At 71.0% G+C, this 15,675-nt stretch carries 17 protein-coding genes; 7 read left to right on the top strand and 10 right to left on the bottom strand.

Going from position 1 to position 15,675, the window contains the following annotated elements:
• Positions 1-122: 122 nt before the first annotated feature.
• Complete coding sequence (locus ACFWXQ_RS46410) at positions 123-1,124, top strand: Gfo/Idh/MocA family protein (protein ID WP_383943067.1); 1,002 nt, start codon at positions 123-125, stop codon at positions 1,122-1,124.
• 55 nt (positions 1,125-1,179) lie between these two features.
• On the opposite strand, the gene ACFWXQ_RS46405 is transcribed toward ACFWXQ_RS46410, so the two are convergent.
• Positions 1,180-2,826 (bottom strand): alkaline phosphatase D family protein, encoded by a 1,647-nt coding sequence (locus ACFWXQ_RS46405; RefSeq protein ID WP_383943064.1) that lies wholly within the window; start codon positions 2,824-2,826, stop codon positions 1,180-1,182.
• Between the two features lie 143 nt (positions 2,827-2,969).
• Here ACFWXQ_RS46405 and ACFWXQ_RS46400 point away from each other — a divergent pair, with 143 nt between their 5' ends.
• On the top strand, positions 2,970-3,758 hold the full coding sequence (locus ACFWXQ_RS46400; protein WP_383943061.1) for an SDR family oxidoreductase: 789 nt from the start codon (positions 2,970-2,972) through the stop codon (positions 3,756-3,758).
• Between the two features lie 319 nt (positions 3,759-4,077).
• On the opposite strand, the gene ACFWXQ_RS46395 is transcribed toward ACFWXQ_RS46400, so the two are convergent.
• Positions 4,078-4,404 (bottom strand): nuclear transport factor 2 family protein, encoded by a 327-nt coding sequence (locus ACFWXQ_RS46395; protein ID WP_383943058.1) that lies wholly within the window; start codon positions 4,402-4,404, stop codon positions 4,078-4,080.
• 188 nt (positions 4,405-4,592) lie between these two features.
• On the opposite strand from ACFWXQ_RS46395, the gene ACFWXQ_RS46390 reads away from it, so the two are divergent.
• Positions 4,593-5,159, top strand: a complete 567-nt coding sequence (locus ACFWXQ_RS46390) for a DoxX family membrane protein (protein WP_386270366.1) — start codon at positions 4,593-4,595, stop codon at positions 5,157-5,159.
• A gap of 100 nt (positions 5,160-5,259) precedes the next feature.
• Positions 5,260-5,583: a MazG-like family protein gene (locus ACFWXQ_RS46385; RefSeq protein WP_383943056.1), complete on the top strand. Its 324-nt coding sequence runs from the start codon at positions 5,260-5,262 to the stop codon at positions 5,581-5,583.
• A gap of 79 nt (positions 5,584-5,662) precedes the next feature.
• Here the strand turns inward: ACFWXQ_RS46385 and ACFWXQ_RS46380 are convergent, their stop codons facing one another.
• Positions 5,663-6,640, bottom strand: coding sequence for a helix-turn-helix transcriptional regulator (locus ACFWXQ_RS46380; protein ID WP_383943054.1), 978 nt, complete (start codon positions 6,638-6,640; stop codon positions 5,663-5,665).
• 124 nt (positions 6,641-6,764) lie between these two features.
• On the opposite strand from ACFWXQ_RS46380, the gene ACFWXQ_RS46375 reads away from it, so the two are divergent.
• Entirely contained in the window at positions 6,765-7,160 is a 396-nt protein-coding gene (locus ACFWXQ_RS46375; protein WP_383943084.1) for a RidA family protein, read from the top strand.
• A 48-nt stretch (positions 7,161-7,208) separates the two neighbouring features.
• Here ACFWXQ_RS46375 and ACFWXQ_RS46370 read toward each other — a convergent pair whose 3' ends face one another.
• Entirely contained in the window at positions 7,209-7,697 is a 489-nt protein-coding gene (locus ACFWXQ_RS46370) for a MarR family winged helix-turn-helix transcriptional regulator (protein ID WP_383943051.1), read from the bottom strand.
• Positions 7,698-7,799: 102 nt separating this feature from the next.
• Positions 7,800-8,315 (bottom strand): YceI family protein, encoded by a 516-nt coding sequence (locus tag ACFWXQ_RS46365; RefSeq protein ID WP_383943048.1) that lies wholly within the window; start codon positions 8,313-8,315, stop codon positions 7,800-7,802.
• 234 nt (positions 8,316-8,549) lie between these two features.
• On the opposite strand from ACFWXQ_RS46365, the gene ACFWXQ_RS46360 reads away from it, so the two are divergent.
• A complete protein-coding gene (locus ACFWXQ_RS46360; protein ID WP_383943081.1) occupies positions 8,550-8,984 on the top strand; it encodes a MarR family winged helix-turn-helix transcriptional regulator in 435 nt (144 codons plus the stop codon).
• Positions 8,985-9,076: 92 nt separating this feature from the next.
• On the opposite strand, the gene ACFWXQ_RS46355 is transcribed toward ACFWXQ_RS46360, so the two are convergent.
• From ACFWXQ_RS46355 to ACFWXQ_RS46345, 3 genes are all read right to left on the bottom strand, one after another.
• Entirely contained in the window at positions 9,077-9,871 is a 795-nt protein-coding gene (locus ACFWXQ_RS46355; RefSeq protein WP_383943045.1) for a maleylpyruvate isomerase family mycothiol-dependent enzyme, read from the bottom strand.
• A gap of 141 nt (positions 9,872-10,012) precedes the next feature.
• A complete protein-coding gene (locus tag ACFWXQ_RS46350; RefSeq protein WP_383943078.1) occupies positions 10,013-11,350 on the bottom strand; it encodes an SGNH/GDSL hydrolase family protein in 1,338 nt (445 codons plus the stop codon).
• A 163-nt stretch (positions 11,351-11,513) separates the two neighbouring features.
• Positions 11,514-12,893, bottom strand: a complete 1,380-nt coding sequence (locus ACFWXQ_RS46345) for a PHB depolymerase family esterase (RefSeq protein ID WP_383943042.1) — start codon at positions 12,891-12,893, stop codon at positions 11,514-11,516.
• Between the two features lie 271 nt (positions 12,894-13,164).
• Between ACFWXQ_RS46345 and ACFWXQ_RS46340 the strand changes: the two genes are divergently transcribed.
• Positions 13,165-13,836: an enoyl-CoA hydratase-related protein gene (locus ACFWXQ_RS46340; RefSeq protein WP_383943039.1), complete on the top strand. Its 672-nt coding sequence runs from the start codon at positions 13,165-13,167 to the stop codon at positions 13,834-13,836.
• A 3-nt stretch (positions 13,837-13,839) separates the two neighbouring features.
• Here the strand turns inward: ACFWXQ_RS46340 and ACFWXQ_RS46335 are convergent, their stop codons facing one another.
• Together ACFWXQ_RS46335 and ACFWXQ_RS46330 are read right to left on the bottom strand one after the other, a co-directional pair.
• A complete protein-coding gene (locus ACFWXQ_RS46335; RefSeq protein WP_383943036.1) occupies positions 13,840-14,607 on the bottom strand; it encodes an SDR family NAD(P)-dependent oxidoreductase in 768 nt (255 codons plus the stop codon).
• Positions 14,604-15,602: an alpha/beta hydrolase fold domain-containing protein gene (locus ACFWXQ_RS46330; RefSeq protein ID WP_383943033.1), complete on the bottom strand. Its 999-nt coding sequence runs from the start codon at positions 15,600-15,602 to the stop codon at positions 14,604-14,606. The genes ACFWXQ_RS46335 and ACFWXQ_RS46330 overlap by 4 nt, the downstream gene beginning before the upstream one ends.
• Positions 15,603-15,675: the final 73 nt, after the last annotated feature.

Below are 15,675 nucleotides of genomic sequence, written 5' to 3'. Positions count from 1 at the left end.
AGCTCGTACAGGTGGTCGAGACCATCGCGTTCGAGTCGTCGGCGATGTTCGGGTCGTCGACCACGTTCGGGTTCGGGTCGTCGGACATCGGGTGATCGTGCTCACGGAACGAGGGGTTGGGGATGGCGGGAGAGCGTGTGCGGTGGGGCGTGCTGGCGACCGGTGGGATCGCCGGGGCGTTCACGGCGGATCTGATCGATCTGCCGGACGCCGAGGTGGTCGCGGTGGCGTCGCGCACCGAGGAGTCGGCGAAGGCGTTCGCGGAGCGGTTCGGGATCCCCCGGGCGTACGGCGACTGGGAGAGCCTCGCGGCGGACGAGGACGTGGATGTCGTGTACGTCGCGACTCCGCACTCGGCGCACCGCGCGGCGGCCGGGCTCTGTCTTGAGGCGGGCCGGAACGTGCTGTGCGAGAAGGCGTTCACGCTGAACTCGCGTGAGGCGGAGGAGTTGGTCGGCCTCGCGAAGGAGCGCGGGAGCTTCCTGATGGAGGCCATGTGGATGTACTGCAACCCGCTGATCCGGCAGCTGAAGGCGCTGGTCGACGAGGGGGCGATCGGTGAGGTCCGCACGGTCCAGGCCGACTTCGGCCTTTCGGGGCCTTTCCCGCCCACTCACCGGCTGCGCGATCCGGCGCAGGGCGGTGGCGCGCTGCTCGACCTGGGCGTCTATCCGGTGTCGTTCGCGCACCTGCTGCTCGGGGAGCCCTCGGAGGTGATGGCGAGAGCGGTGCTCTCCGACGAGAGCGTCGATCTCCAGACGGGAATGCTGCTCTCTTGGGAGAGCGGCGCTCTCGCTTCGTTGCACTGCTCTCTCGTCGGCGGCACGTCGACCTCCGCCTCGGTCACCGGTTCCGAGGGCCGTATCGACATCCCGTCCGGCTTCTTCCACGCCGACCGCTTCGTACTGCACCGCGACGGCCGCGACCCGCAGGAGTTCACCGCGAGCGCGACCGACGGAACCCAGGCCGGCCTCAAGCACGAGGCCATCGAGGTCATGCGCTGCCTCCAGACCGGCGAGACCGAGTCCCCTCTGGTCCCCCTCGACGGCACGCTGGCAGTAATGCGAACGCTCGACGCGGTACGAAACCGCGTCGGCGTCCACTACCCGTCAGAGCTCAGCTGAGGCGCCCCTTCAGGGGCGCGGGGAACTGCGCGACCAGCCACGAACGACCCGCAGGTCACGCCGGTTTGAGCCCCTGATCCCCCACCTCAGTAACAAACGACGCGGCGGTCGTGATCGCAGCCCCAGGCGTGGTCACGGCAGCCACCGTCTTGAAGTCCACCCGGGCCGACTCCCGCCCGAGGCGAACCGTCGCATACCCACGATGCCCGTTGTAGTGCTTCATGTGCGGGTTGGCGGCAAGATAACCCGCCCAGTTGGCAGGCCGGGCGGCCCCGTTCTGCCCACTGCTGACCGACGTGGTGACAACCTCCGTACCCAGAATCCGCGACCCCGGGTCGGCGAAGTCCCGCTTGATGTCGAAGGCGTACGACACATGGACGTCGCCGGTGAGCACCATCAGGTTCTCCACACCGGCGGCCTGGGCGCCCGCGAGGAGACGCCGACGCGAGGCGGGGTAGCCGTCCCAAGAGTCCATGCTGAGGGTGGTGTTGCCGGCGGCGGCGTTGTTGCGGCGGGCGAAGACGACCTGCTGCGGGACGACGTTCCACAGCGCGCTCGACTGTTTCCAGCCGTCGGTCAGCCACCGCTCCTGGGCAAGCCCCGGCAGGGTCTGCGATTCGGCCTCCGACTCGGGGGTGGGCGTCTTCCAGCCGTCGCCGTTCGCCTGGTTGGTGCGGTACTGCCGGGTGTCGAGGATGTCGAACTGCGCGAGCTTGCCCCAGTTCAGACGGCGGTACAGCCGCATGTCGGGACCCTGGGGCCGCTGCGGGAGACGCAGCGGCTGGTTCTCCCAGTACGCGCGGTACGCGGCGGCGCGGCGCAGCAGGAACTCCTCCGGCGGTACGTCGTTCTCGGGGATGTCGTCCGCGTAGTTGTTCTCGGTCTCGTGGTCGTCCCAGGTGACGACGAAGGGGTGCGCGGCGTGCGCGGCCCGCAGATCGGGGTCGGACTTGTAGAGGGCGTACCGCAGCCGGTAGTCCTCCAGCGTGATCGTCTCCCGGTTGAAGACGCCGGGCAGCACGCGGTCGGTGTAATTGCGCACGCCGCCGACGGAGTTGACCGCGTATTCGTACAGGTAGTCACCGAGGTGGAAGACCACGTCGACGTCGTCCTCGGCGAGATGGGCGTACGGGGTGAAGTACCCGTCGTGGTACGCCTGGCAGGAGACCGCGGCCAGCGTCAGTTCGGAGGCGCGCGAGCGGGACGAGGGCGCGGTGCGCGTACGGCCGGTCTCGCTGACCCAACTGCCCACGCGGAAGCGGTAGTAGAAGACCCGGTCGGAGTCGAGGTGGCCGACCTCGACGTGCACGGTGTGGTGGAACTCGGGGTGGGCGACGGCCGCACCGCGTCTGACGATCTGCCGGAAGCGTTCGTCGCGGGCCAACTCCCAGCGCACGGTGACGCGTTGCGACGGCAGGCCGGAGTCGGCCTGGTACGGGCTGGGCGCGAGCCGGGTCCAGAGCAGGACCGAGGTGGCCTGCGGGTCACCGGAGGCGACACCGAGCGTGAAGGGGTTGTCGGCGATCTTCGCCGCGTCGAGTTCCGCGGCTCCCGCCACGCCCGCGGTCGGCAGGTTGGTGGCGAAGGCGAGCGCGGCGGCCGCGCCGGTGACGGTGAGGAAACGGCGGCGTCCGAGGTGACGGGCGGCGGCGCGGAGTTCGGGGGCGTGCTGCGACGGGTGCTGGTGGCCTGCGGGTGTCATCTGGCCCTCCCCTGACTGTTGTTGTACAAGGCATTGGAGTGGTCAGGGTCGACGCCGGACTGTCGCGTACACAACAGTCAGATGTCGGACAGATGAGTTCCGTATGGCGGAACCTCGTACACCCTCACGTACGCTGCTGGGCCATGAACGCCATGGGAACGAAGATCGCGATCGTGACAGGAGCGGGCTCGGGGATCGGCCGGGCCGTGGCCGTGGAACTGCTGCGCACCGGCTGGTCGGTGGCGCTCGCGGGCCGCCGCGCGGAGCGCCTGGAGGAGACGGCGGCGCTCGCGGAGACGGCACGCCAAGGGCAGCCGGCCGCGAAAGACAGCACGTCCCTGTGTGTGCGCACCGATGTCTCGCGGCCCGACGAGGTGGCCGCGCTCTTCGCCGCCGTGCGGGACCGCTTCGGGCGGCTCGACCTCCTCTTCAACAACGCGGGCACGTTCGGCCCGGGCGGAGTGCCGTTCGAGGAACTGCCGTACGAGGCATGGCGGCACGTGGTCGGCACCAACCTCGACGGGGCGTTCCTGTGCGCGCAGGCGGCGTACCGGCAGATGAAGGAGCAGGATCCGCAGGGCGGCCGGATCATCAACAACGGCTCGATCTCGGCGCACACGCCCCGCCCGCAGTCGGCCGCGTACACGGCCACCAAGCACGCGCTGACCGGTCTCACGAAGTCGCTGTCGCTGGACGGGCGGCCCTACCGGATCGCCTGCGGGCAGATCGACATCGGCAACGCGGCGACGGACATGACCGAGCGGATGCAGACGGGGGCGCTGCAGGCGAACGGGGAGGTGGCGCCCGAGCCGGTGATGGATGTGGCGGACGTGGCTCGTACGGTGCGGCATATGGCGGCGTTGCCGCTTGAGGCGAATGTGCAGTTCGCTACGGTTCTCGCTAGCGCGATGCCGTTTGTGGGGCGGGGGTAGGCTGCCGCCGGCCGTCGGGAAGGTGCGGGCCGACTGTGGCTGGTCGCGCAGTTCCCCGCGCCCCTGAAGGGGCGCGGGGCCGCGACCTAATCTGCACAAACGGAGGAGATACCTCCGCGGTATCTCGGCCGGTTACGGGCCTATGCTCGACACTCCTCCACCAGAACTTCACACTTGGAGCACAGGGCTTCCGTGCCACACCTCTGGGGGGAGGCGGCAGCCGTTCCGGCGGCTCGGGTGGGGGGATTCCGCGTGGGACCGCGGGATTGCGACCCGGGCCACGGAACGGCTGCCCACCAATCCGGGCGAGAGCCCGGCGTTACGCCTGGCCGGTCTCGAAGCGGGAGATCCTGCCGCCGCCGTCGACGGTGAAGCTCCAGCGCGTCCGCATCTCGCCCCAGGCGTCGTTGCTGTAGCGGGCGAGGAGGGCGAGGCCGCCGTCCGACTCGTTGTCGACCTCCATATGGCCGTGGGAGTCGAAGATCTCCCGCTCGGTCCACTCGTCGAGGTCGCGGTCCGAGCCGTCGTCGGACATCGTCGCGTCGGGCGTGAGGGCGGCCCGGAAGGCGTCCCGGTCATGGGCGTTCACGGCGCTGACGAAATCCCGGACGGCCGGGTTGCTCAGCTTGGCTACCTGAATCGTCATGGACGTCAGACTCACACCGCCCGGCCGCCCCCGCCACCCGAACGGCGGCGCGGGCGAGGACCCGGGCGGCCGTTCGGTGCGACGGTGGGCAGGCGGCGTACGAGACAGAAGGAGCCGTTCGCATGAGAACGGCCGACTGGGACGCCGACCGGGACACCAGCCGGGACATCCGAGGAGTGACGAGCACCGTGACCTCTTTCGACCGACGCGACCTGGGACTGCTGCTGCTCCGCCTCGGCACGGGCGGGGTGCTCGCGGCGCACGGGACGCAGAAGCTCTTCGGCTGGTTCGGCGGGGGCGGGCTCTCCGGGACCGGCCGGTTCATGGAGTCCGTGGGGTACGCGCCCGGCCGGGCGAGCGCGGCCGCGTCGGGCCTGGCGGAGGCGGGCGGCGGCACGCTCCTCGCACTGGGCCTCGCGACCCCGGCGGCCGGCGCCGCCGCGGCCGGGGCGATGGCGGGCGCGTCGGCGGTGCATGCCCCGAACGGCTTCTTCAACGAGAGCGGCGGCTACGAACACGCCGCGTCCCTTGGCCTCGCGGCGGCGGGCCTCGCCGTCGCGGGCCCCGGCCGGCTCTCCTTGGACCACGCCCTCGGCCACGCGGTCGACCGCGGCTGGATGGTGCCGTTCGCCCTCGCGGGCACGGCGGCCGCGACGCTGGCCGTGGTGGGGCTCCGCAACAAGCGGCTACGGAGCGAGAAGGAGGGCGAGCAGGGGGAGTTGTTCGGCGAGGACAGCATGTCGTACAGCGCCTAGGACCGGTTGGGACCTGGGACCACTGAGCACGACCACTGAGCACAGGGACGGCCATGGGCACCCGCCCCGACGCGCCCCGGCTCGTGACAGGCTGATCGTCATGAGCGACGACGATCTCTGGGAGTCCATCGACCGCATCCAGGACCGGCTGGCGAGCTCCCAGCCGGCCCGTCCGCCCCAAGAGGCCCTGCTCCTGCGGATGTTGAAGCTCTCGGAGGAGGTCGGCGAGGTCGCCGAGGCGGTGATCGGCGCCACCGGTCAGAACCCGCGCAAGGGCGTCTCCCACACCTGGGACGACGTCCAGGCCGAGCTGTGCGACGTGATCATCACGGCCGCGGTGGCGCTGCGGACGCTGACACCGGACACTCGCGAGGTGTTCGCCGCGCACCTGGCGCGCGTGACGAACCGCTCGCTGAACCCGTGACGCTCCACGGAGGAAACGCGGGAAGCGCAGGAATCGCAGGAAAAGCCTTACGCCGTACGGTCGTTGGGGAGCGTCGGCCTCAGGACGACGAGTCTCCGTAGAGGGCGGCAATCGCGGCGGCCCGGTCGCGCAGGGTGGTGCGCAACGACTGCGGGGCCAGGGCCTCGGCGTCCATGCCGAGCTGCCACAGCGCCCATTCGGCGTGCCGGGAGTCCTGGAAGGTCACCTCCAGCCGGAGCCAACCGTCCGCGTCGGGCTCTTCCGCGCGGACGGCCAGCGCGGTGTCCAGCAGGTCCTCCCGCCGCTCCGGGTTCACCCGGACCAGCACGGTGATGTGGTCGCTGCCGGAGAGAAACCGTGCGGAGCGTTCCCGCCAGATCCGGTCCAGATCGACCCGGTCCGGTCGCTGTGCCGGTTCGGGGAGTTCCTCGGCGGCCAGCACTCGCGACAGCCGGTAGGTGCGGTCCTCGCCGGATCTCGTGGCCAGCAAGTAGGCCCGGTCGCGTGCGGTGACCAGGCCGATCGGGTCAACCGTGCGCCACTGGGGCGGCCGGCCCGTCGCCGCGTAGTGAATACGCAGCTTGTGTCCGGCGAGCACCGCGCGCCGGACCTCGATCATGGTGGTGTCGGGTACGTCCTCGGTGACCAGCCGGCGTGAGAGCAGGTCGGTCTCCGGGTCGACGAGAAACCGCTGGGCCGCGTCGCTCGCCGCGGCCTGGTGGCTTTCGGGCAGCGCGTCGACGACCTTCCGCATGGCCGAGGCGAGCGCCGAGCCGAGGCCGAACGCCTGCTCGCCTCGGCCCGATCCGGCGGTCAGCAGGGCGAGGGCCTCGTCGTGGTTCAGTCCGGTGAGCTCGGTCCGGAAACCGGGCATCAGCGCGAAGCCGCCGTGCCTGCCGCGTTCGGCGTAGACCGGGACGCCGGCCGCGGACAGAGCCTCGATGTCGCGCAGCACGGTGCGGGTGGACACCTCCAGCTCACGGGCCAGCGTGTCCGCGGTCAGCCGGCCGCGCCGGCGCAGCAGCAACACCAGGGAGACCAGCCGGTCGGCGCGCATACGGGAACGCTATCGAATACATGACTGAGGGTGTCGTGATTTGTTGCGAGGCTCGTCATCAGCCCGCGGCCACCGAGCCGAGGGCGTACGTACTCCCTATCAATCGAATGGAGCTGATGTGGCAGTGGAACGAACGGCGGTCAACCCGGTGACGTGGTCGGCGGAGCTGGGATTCAACCAGGGCGAGGTCGTCTCCGGGCACACCCGGACCCTGTACATCTCGGGCCAGACCGCGATGAGCGAGGACGGCAAGCCCCAGCACGAGGGCGACATGGCGGCGCAGTTGGCGCTGAGCGTCGGCAACCTGGAGGCCGTGCTCGGCGAGGCCGGCATGTCTCTCGCAAACCTCGTCCGGCTCAACGTCTACACGACCGACGTCGATCTGCTCTTCCAGCACTACGGCGTGCTGGCGGGGCGGTTGGGCGCCGCCGGGGTGGCGCCGACCAGCACGATGCTCGGGGTGACACGGCTTGCGATCCCCGGCCAGCTGGTCGAGCTGGAAGGAACCGCCGTCGCCTGATGCGGGCCCCCACGGAGGCATCAGCTCAGGGGCATCGGCTCGGGGGCATCAGCCCGGCGGCAGGCAGTGGTCGTCCGGTGCGACGGTCCCCCAGATGCGGCGGCCGATGTCGCGCAACTGCCGCTGCTGGGCCCGGGTCAGCGGTTCGAAGACGTAGCGGCTCACGGCCTCCGCGTGCCCGGGGGCCGTCGCCACGACCTTGTCCCGGCCCGCGTCCGTGAGGGTGGCGAGGGTGTAGCGGCCGTCGGCGGGATCGGGCGTACGGCGCACCCAGTCGCTCTTCTCCAGCCGCTTGACCAGATGGGAGAGGCGGGACAGCGAGGTGCCCGTGTAGCCGGCGACCTCGCTCATCCGCATCGTGCGCTCCGGGGCCTCGGAGAGCATCGCCATCACCTGGTACTCGACGTGGCTGACCCCGGCGTCGCGCTGCAGTTGCGCGTCGAGCGCGCCCGGCAGCCTGACCAGCACGCCGGCCAGCGCGTGCCAGGCCTCCTTCTCGCCGTCGGTCAGCCGGCGAGGCTCCTGCGGGGTCTCCATGGCCGCCACTTTAACGTGACGGTTCAAGTGATCGGCCCGCCCTGCAAGCCCCGCCCCAGCCCTCGCAGGCCCCGCCCGCGTCGCCTGCGTTGCCCGCGTCGCCTACGCGGACGTACGCGTGAAAGCGAGCGTCGCCGTGACGGTGGTCAGGCCGCGGATCATGCCCATCTGGTTCCAGCCCATGCCGAACTGCTCCCGGTCCACGGTGAACTCCGCGGTGAGCGTGACCGCGGAGGCGGTCGCGCCGGTGACGCGGGCGGTGACGGTCTGGGGGCGGCTGATGCCACGGGCGGTCAGCTGACCGGATATCTCGACGGTGTCGTCCTGGCGGACCGTGGCGTTGCGGACGGCGAAGACGAGGGAGGGGTGCCGGTCGGCGTCGAAGAAGTCGCTGCCGTGCAGGTGCTCGTCGCGCTTGCGGTTCTTGGTGTCCAGGGACGCGGCGTCCAGGGTGATCGTGCCGCGGGCGGTGCCGTCGGGCTGGACCTCGCCCTCGCCGGTGACGCCGGCGAAGACGCCCTTCACGTTGACCAGGCCCCACATCGTCCTGTGCTTGATGGCGACGGTGGTGCGGGCGGGGTCGAGCTGCCACAGGCCGGTTTCTACGGCGACGGTCATGGGACTTCTCCTGACGGTTTCGAACGGTCGACTCAGTAATCCAAATTTGGATGACCCCACGCTAGTCGATTATCCAAAATTGAACAACAGGTAGACTTGGGGACTATGGCCGACTCCTCCGCACTCGCCGACCAGCCCGAACGCGAGCCGACGGGCGGAGACGGGCTGTCGACGGGCGGAGACGGGCTGCCGGCCGACGACGACGGGCTGCTGCCTGCCGAGCTGAAGGCCTGGATGCGCCTGCTGGCCGCGGCCGGGGCGATCGAGCAGTCGCTGCGCTCACGGGTCAAGGACGCCATGGGGATCTCGCACGACGAGTTCCTGGTGCTGTGCCTGCTGGCCGACCAGCCCGGCGCCAGCCTGCGCATGACCCGGATCGCGGAGCTGCTGGGGCGCCCGAAGACGCGGCTGACCTATCAGGTCGCCTGTCTGCAGCACGCGGGGCTGATCAGCAAGAACTCGGCCTGCGGCGACCGGCGCGGCATCGAGGTGACACTCACGGACAAGGCACGGCGGCTGCTGAGCGAGTCCTCGCGCCCCCTGGCCGACGCCGTCTCCGAGGCCATCGCCCGGACGGCCTGCGCCCAGCGGTACGCGCAACTGCACGATCTGCTGCCGGTACCGCCGGTCCCGGCAGCCGAGGGGCACGGCGCCGAGAAGCCGGAGTAGCGGCCCGCCGAAGGGCCACGGAACCGCGAAGGGCCGTGGCCGCGGGGAGCACCCCCTCGACCACAGCCCTTCACCACATGGCATACGTACCGTCAGAAGCCGGGAAACACCCGGCGCAGGTCGTCCAGAGTCAGGCCGTCCCCGGTGACGGCCACACCGTTGGGCGTGTTCGCGGCCGCGTGGCGGCCCGTGACGAGCCGCAGCCACCACTCGGCAGGTGTGCTGAGCACGGCGTCGGGCTCGGCCGGTTCGTCGGTGAGCGCGACCGTGTCGCCCAGGTCCAGCCCGAACGAGCGCTCGGGGGACGTGGTGCGGACGGCGACGCGGACGTGCCGGCCGCCGAGGGCGTCGGCCTTGCCGACGAAGCCTATGAGCATGCCGACCTGGTCGAGGAGCGGCTCGGTCGCCGCCCGCGCCAGGCCCACGGTCCGGTCGAAGGCGACCTCCACATCCCAGGAGTGGTTGGCGAACTCGCTGAGCCGCATGCCCGCGGCGGTGGCCACGTCCACGGGTGCGGGCAGGAATCCGAGGTCGATCCGCAGGTCCTGGCGCGTCTGCGCGTCAAGGTCCTCGTAGGCGCGCACCAGCGCCTCGTTGGAGCTGACGAACCCCTCGGCCTGCTCGGCCGGGGACATCGCGTCCCAGCGCGCCCACACGGACTTGTTGAAGTCCATGTCCTTGGGCCCGGTGCCGCTCAGCGCGCCCTCCAGGGCGGCCAGGCCTATCTCCGCGCCGCTGCCGAGGTGGCTGAGCACCTGGGCGACGGTCCACTCCGACGCCCCGGAGGGCCGGTCGAGGTCGGCGGCGGCAAGGCCGTGCACAACGGTGGTGAGGTAGTCGTGTCCGCTGCGCAGAGCACCGATGATCTGGTCGGCACGTTCGGTCATTTCTCAACTCCGGTAAGAAGGCGGTGAATTGGCGGCCCGATTCGAGCCGCGTTCCGTACGGGGCCAGCCTGACGCACCTTGACTTGCCTCATCATTAACTTGAACCTTCAAGCTGGACCGTAGGTCATTCCACTTGAACCGTCAACCGACATCGAGCCTCGCGGGCGCCCGCTGGAAGAGCCGCAGCGGGACGGCCGCGGCCAGCGCCCGGTAGCCCTCCGGGTTGAGGTGCAGCCAGTCCCCGTCGTGCAGGGCGGACAGCAGCCGGCGCGGGTCCCGCGGGTCACGGACGGCACGGTCGAAGTCGACGACCGCGTCGAACCTCCCGCTCGTACGGATCCAGGAGTTGACCGCCTGCCGGGCCGACTCACGGTGCCCGTCGGGGTCGTCGTACATGGCGTTGCCGCCGAACGGCGTCAGCGTGGCCCCGTACACCCGGATGCCCTGGGCGTGCGCGCGGAGCACGATCTGCTCGTACGCTGCGATCAGTTCGGCGGTGACGCTGCGCTGGGCGGCGGGGGTGGCCGCGGCGGTGCCGATGTCGTTGACCCCCTCGAAGACGACCAGCCAGGAGACGCCGCTGCGGGACAGGACGTCACGGTCGAGGCGGGCCAGGACATTGGGGCCGAGTCCGTCGTTGAGGACGCGGTTGCCGCCGGCCGCCTGGTTGAGGACCGCGACGTCCGAGGTCGCGGCCCGGGCGTGCAGCCGGTCCAGGAAACGGTCCGGCCAGCGATTGTTCCCGTTGGTGGTGGAACCGCGGCCGTCGGTGAGGGAGTCGCCCAGGACGGCAACGGCTGCCGTGCCACGCCCGGAGAGCACCTCGACATCGCTGAGCAGATACCAGTGGTTGACGGGAGTCGCCTCCGGCAGGTCCAAGTCCCTTGTCCGGTCGGCCTTCTGGAGATACGAGGTGGTGCGTGATCCCGGGTGCGAGGTGAGCGCGAGGGAGGGCTGCCCCTCTGCCAGGTAGGCGGTGACTGTCAGGTTGGAGCCCGGCCGGAGGCCGAAGTCCAGTGCGTCCGAGACGACTTGGGCCCCGGCGGGCACGGTCGCGAACCCGCGCCCGCCGAACGTCACCCGCCGCAGGGTGCCGGGCTCGATCGCGGCGACCCCGGCCCGTCCGTCGAGCGGGAGCGCCACGGTCACCGCCGTGAGCGGCAGCGCGGTGTCGCCGAAGGCGTTGGAGAAACGCAGCCGCAGGCGCTCGCCCCCGGTCGAGACACGCACGGTCTGCCGCAGCGTCGTGTCGGCCAGGACGGCACGGTCCTCGGAGAACGGCGGGGGCGGCATATTGCCCGGCTCGGTGAGCTGCGGCATCGCGGTCCAGGTGTTGACCCAGTGCCGGGCGGCGGACGACACCGCCGGACGGCCGGTGCCCCCTTCCGTGGCCCGGGTCTCCTCGACCAGGGCGACCAGGGCCACCAGTGCGGAGGCAGTCACGACGAGGGCGAGGACGAGGACGAAAGGGGTGAGCATGCGGGTGATCAGGCGGGCGAACGGGGCTCTTCTCGGCATGGACGGCTTCGCGGGCACGGTGAACTCCTCCGGAGCGGCGGACGGGGTTTCTGGCGGCCGAGGACACACCTCCGGCCGCCAGGATGTGACGGAACGTCACGAACTACTGTCTACTGACGCTCCGTCAACTGACCAAGCAGGCGGTCCCGTTGAGAGCGAACGCGGTCGGAGCCCCGCTGATACCGCCGTGATTCGCCTGATAGCCGACGCTCGCGTTCGGCGCGATCGTGCCGTTGTACGTGGCGTTGGTGGCGGTCACCGCCCCGCTCGCCGGGGCGTATGTGGCGCCCCAGCCGTTGGTGATGGTCTGCCCGGACGGCAGGGTGAAGGCGAGCTTCCAGCCCTCGATGCGGGCGGTGCCGGTGTTGGTGATCGTCACGGAGCCGGTGAGTCCCGTACTCCACGCGTTGGTCGTGACGGTCACCTTGCAGGCGCCGGGCTGGGGCCCGGGCCCGGGGCCCGAGCTGTCCAGGCCGAAGAACGTGAGCACCCGGGCCGCCATGCCGTACGCGTACAGGTTGTGGCCGACGCCCTGGAGGCTGATGGCCTCGACGGGAGCCCGGTCACCGGTGGAGCCGTACCGGGTGCGGGTCCAGCCGGACTGGGGCGAGTCCGTGGCGGCCGGGGTCTGGCCGGCACCCAGCACATTGGTCCACTGCTTGATCCCCTCCCCGAAGTTGGGGTAGCGCAGGACGTCGTCCTCGGTGCCGTGCCACACCTGCATGCGCGGCCGGGGCCCGGTGTAGCCCGGGTAGGCGGTGCGGACCAGGTTGCCCCACTCCTGCGGGGTGCGGATCACGGTGCCGCCCGAGCACGCGCTGTTCCACTCGGAGCCGTCGGTGGTGGCGAAGCAGCCGAACGGTACGCCCGAGAAGGCGGCGCCGGCCGCGAACACGTCGGGGTAGTCGCCCAGCAGGACGTTCGTCATCATCGCGCCGGAGGAGATGCCGGTGGCGAAGATCCGGCCGGTGTCCGCGGAGTAGGTGCGCGTCACCCAGTCGACCATCGACTTGATGCCGACAGGGTCGCTGCCGCCGCCCCGCCTCAGCGCCTGCGGCGAGGAGACGTCGAAGCACTTGCTGGCGCGGGTGACCGACGGGTAGACGACGATGAACCCGTAGCGGTCGGCGAGCGAGGCGTACTCGGTTCCGGAGTACATCGCCGGGCCGGAACCCGTGCAGTAGTGGACGGCCACCACGACCGCGGGGTTCGCGGTGACGCTGTCCGGCACGTACAGGTACATCTGCAGGTTGCTGGGGTTGGTGCCGAAGTCGGTGACCTCGGTGAGTGCGGCGGTGGGCGCCGCGGCGGGGGCGGCGGTCGGTGCCGCGATGGGGGCGGCCGCGCGGGCCGTCGCCCCGGATGTCGTCGGCTCCGTGCGGGCCGAGGCCCCGGGGGCGCCGAGAAGCAGGGTCGCGAGCAGGGAAACGAGCGCTCCGAAGAGCACTGCGAGCCCCGAACGCGACAGTCTCCTCACGGTGTTGCTGCTGCCAGTGGCGGACATGTCCGTCCCTTCCGGATCGCGGCCCGTGGGGAGGCCGCGATGGAGTGGTGGCGTGGTGGAGCGACACCATGCGACGGGGCCGGTCGCATGGCATGGTCATGACTGTCGTGGAAGCGCTCCCACAGCGGGAGACCGAAACCGGCCACTGCGTGACGCGCGGACCATTGCGCGTTCCCCCTCACGGACCGTTGCGCGTTACCCCTCGCAGACCGTTGCGCGTTCACCCTCGCGGGCATAAGTTACCGATAGGTAACCTCACGAGGGAGTCATCATGCCCATGCTCGACCGCCAGGACGACGTCTTCGTACTCGACCTCGGGGACGGCGAGAACCGCTTCCACCCCGACTGGATCGCCTCGGTCGGCTCCGCCCTGGACGAGGTCGAGAAGGCGGAGGGGCCGCGCGCCCTGGTGACCGCCGCGACCGGCAAGTTCTACTCCACCGGCCTCGACCTGGACTGGCTGTTCGCGCACGCCGACCAGCAACAGGAGTACGTCGCCGGCGTCCAGGAGCTGTTCGCGCGGATGCTGTCCCTGCCCATGATCACGGTGGCCGCCCTCCAGGGGCACACCTTCGCGGCCGGCGCGATGTTCTCGCTGGCCCACGACTTCCGCGTGATGCGCGCCGACCGCGGTTTCTGGTGTCTGCCCGAGGCCGACATCAACATCCCCTTCACACCGGGCATGTCCGCGCTGATCCAGTCCCGGCTGACCCCGCAGACCGCGCACGAGGCCATGACCACGGCCCGCCGCTACGGGGGCGGCGACGCCCTCGCCGCCGCCCTCGTCGACCGCGCGGTGCCCGAGGACGCCGTACGCACGACCGCCGTGGAACTCGCCCGGGCCCAGGTCGGCAAGGCCGGTCCGACCCTCGGCACCATCAAGTCCCGTATGTACGAGCCCGTTCTGAGGACCCTGCGGGACGGCGACACCCCGCTCGGCTGAGCCTCAGACGGCGGCCCAGCCGTTGTCGACCGGCAGGATGACGCCGTTGATGTTGCTGGCGGCGTCCGAGGCGAGGAAGACGATGGCCGCCGCCTGCTCGTCGGCGTCCGCCGCACGGCCGACATTGCCCATGTAGCCCATGATCACGGACGGACCGTGGGCATCCTTGTCCGCCTGGACCTGGATGCCCGTCACCGTGCCGCCCGGGGCGATGGCGTTGGTCCGTACGCCCTTGTCGCGGTACATCACGGCGAGCGACTTGGTCAGACCGGCGACGCCGTGCTTCGAGGCGGTGTACGCGGCGCCGGCCGCGCTGCCGCGCAGGGACGCCTCGGAGGCGGTGAACACGATCGCGCCCTTGCCGTTCGCGAGAAGGTGCGGCAGCGCGGCGCGGGTGAGCAGGAACGGCGCGGTGAGGTTGATCCGCAGGACGCGCTCCCACTCGTCGTCGTCCGTCTCCCCCGCGGCGGACATCCTGTCCATGATTCCCGCGTTGTTGACCAGTACGTCGATGCCGCCGAAGGTGTCCACGGCGGTGGCGACGACCTGGTCGACGGTCCCCTGCTCGCTGAGGTCCCCGACCACGGTGACCGCGGTGCCGCCCGCCGCGACGATCTCCTCGGCGGCCTCCTTGGCGCCGTCGGCGTTGAGGTCTGCGAGGACGACACGGGCGCCCTCCGCCGCGAAGCGCAGGGCGGCGGCGCGGCCGATGCCGGAGCCGGCCCCGGTGACGACGACCGACTTGCCCGACAGGCCTGTGCTGGTGCTCATGGCTGGTTCTCCCTCGGGGTGTTCCCGGGCCCGGGGGTCGTGGCCCGGCGTACGTGCGCGGCGATCAGGGCGTACACGTCCCTGGCCGTTTCGGCGTCCTTCTGGTCGTAGCCGTGGTCGGCTCCGGGGACGTCGTAGTGGTCGAGCAGCGCACCGGCCCTGCGCAGCCGCCCGGCGTACCGGACGCCCTCCGCGCGCAGGAGGTCGTACTCAGCGGTGACGACGAAGGCCGGGGCGATCCCCGTGAGGTCCGCGGTGTCCGACGGATGGGCCGGCGAGACCAGGGGGTCGGTGCGGCGGCGTGGGTCAGGCACGTACGCGGAGTCGAAGACGTCCGCCATCCAGGGGCGCAGCACCGGCTTGGCGATGGCGGCGCGCTTGTCGCGGGCGTCGGTCGCGAGGTCCAGCGGCGGATAGTGGAGGACTTGGAGCGCGATCGACGGGGCCGCGTCGCCCCTGTCCTCCAGGGCCTGGCGGGCCACCGCCGCCGCGAGGCCACCGCCGGCGCTCTGGCCGCCCACCGTGAGCCGGTCCCCGTCCCAGCCGTGCTCCGCGCCGTGCGCAGCGACCCAACGGACGATCTCGTACGCCTGATGGGGCGGGGCGGGAAACGGGTGCTGGGGAGCGACGACGTAGTCCACGTTGACCACCGCGACGCCCGCTTCCGCCGCGAGGAATCGGCACAGGGGGTCGTCGAGTTCTATCGGCGGCAGGACGTAGCCGCCGCCGTGGAAGTTGACGTGCACGGGCGGGACCGAGTCCGGGGCCGAGCCGGGAGCGGCGGCGTCCGTGTCCGCAATGGTGGCGGCGGGCAGGTACACGACCGCGCGGGCCGGGCCGGCCGAGGTCGGGACGGTCAGCTCGCGCGTGTTCCTCGGGTACTCGGGATAGCGGCCGAGCAGGGAGGACGCGATACGCCGGTCCGCCAGGGCGGTGAGACGCTGCATCGCCCTGGCGGCCAGGGAGGCCGTCGCCGGCCGGGCGAGAAAGGACATGACGGCTCCGTTCCGTGGACCCCCGCCACTATCCATCATATGTCGGTTAACCGACAAGTGGCGGAAAGGATAC

The organism is Streptomyces sp. NPDC058697 (assembly GCF_042715345.1).
Classification (GTDB): Bacteria; Actinomycetota; Actinomycetes; order Streptomycetales; family Streptomycetaceae; genus Streptomyces; species Streptomyces liliifuscus.
Note: the sequence above shows the minus strand (reverse complement) of the source record. Positions and strands in the feature narration are given on the sequence as shown.

Bases quoted from the DNA above. Each gene is read 5' to 3' on its own strand.
- ACFWXQ_RS46410 (WP_383943067.1), top strand. From the start codon at position 123: ATGGCGGGAGAGCGTGTGCGGTGGGGCGTGCTGGCGACCGGTGGGATC.
- ACFWXQ_RS46405 (WP_383943064.1), bottom strand. From the start codon at position 2,826: ATGACACCCGCAGGCCACCAGCACCCGTCGCAGCACGCCCCCGAACTC.
- ACFWXQ_RS46400 (WP_383943061.1), top strand. From the start codon at position 2,970: ATGAACGCCATGGGAACGAAGATCGCGATCGTGACAGGAGCGGGCTCG.
- ACFWXQ_RS46395 (WP_383943058.1), bottom strand. From the start codon at position 4,404: ATGACGATTCAGGTAGCCAAGCTGAGCAACCCGGCCGTCCGGGATTTC.
- ACFWXQ_RS46385 (WP_383943056.1), top strand. From the start codon at position 5,260: ATGAGCGACGACGATCTCTGGGAGTCCATCGACCGCATCCAGGACCGG.
- ACFWXQ_RS46380 (WP_383943054.1), bottom strand. From the start codon at position 6,640: ATGCGCGCCGACCGGCTGGTCTCCCTGGTGTTGCTGCTGCGCCGGCGC.
- ACFWXQ_RS46370 (WP_383943051.1), bottom strand. From the start codon at position 7,697: ATGGAGACCCCGCAGGAGCCTCGCCGGCTGACCGACGGCGAGAAGGAG.
- ACFWXQ_RS46365 (WP_383943048.1), bottom strand. From the start codon at position 8,315: ATGACCGTCGCCGTAGAAACCGGCCTGTGGCAGCTCGACCCCGCCCGC.
- ACFWXQ_RS46360 (WP_383943081.1), top strand. From the start codon at position 8,550: ATGCGCCTGCTGGCCGCGGCCGGGGCGATCGAGCAGTCGCTGCGCTCA.
- ACFWXQ_RS46355 (WP_383943045.1), bottom strand. From the start codon at position 9,871: ATGACCGAACGTGCCGACCAGATCATCGGTGCTCTGCGCAGCGGACAC.
- ACFWXQ_RS46350 (WP_383943078.1), bottom strand. From the start codon at position 11,350: ATGCTCACCCCTTTCGTCCTCGTCCTCGCCCTCGTCGTGACTGCCTCC.
- ACFWXQ_RS46345 (WP_383943042.1), bottom strand. From the start codon at position 12,893: ATGTCCGCCACTGGCAGCAGCAACACCGTGAGGAGACTGTCGCGTTCG.
- ACFWXQ_RS46340 (WP_383943039.1), top strand. From the start codon at position 13,165: ATGCCCATGCTCGACCGCCAGGACGACGTCTTCGTACTCGACCTCGGG.
- ACFWXQ_RS46335 (WP_383943036.1), bottom strand. From the start codon at position 14,607: ATGAGCACCAGCACAGGCCTGTCGGGCAAGTCGGTCGTCGTCACCGGG.
- ACFWXQ_RS46330 (WP_383943033.1), bottom strand. From the start codon at position 15,602: ATGTCCTTTCTCGCCCGGCCGGCGACGGCCTCCCTGGCCGCCAGGGCG.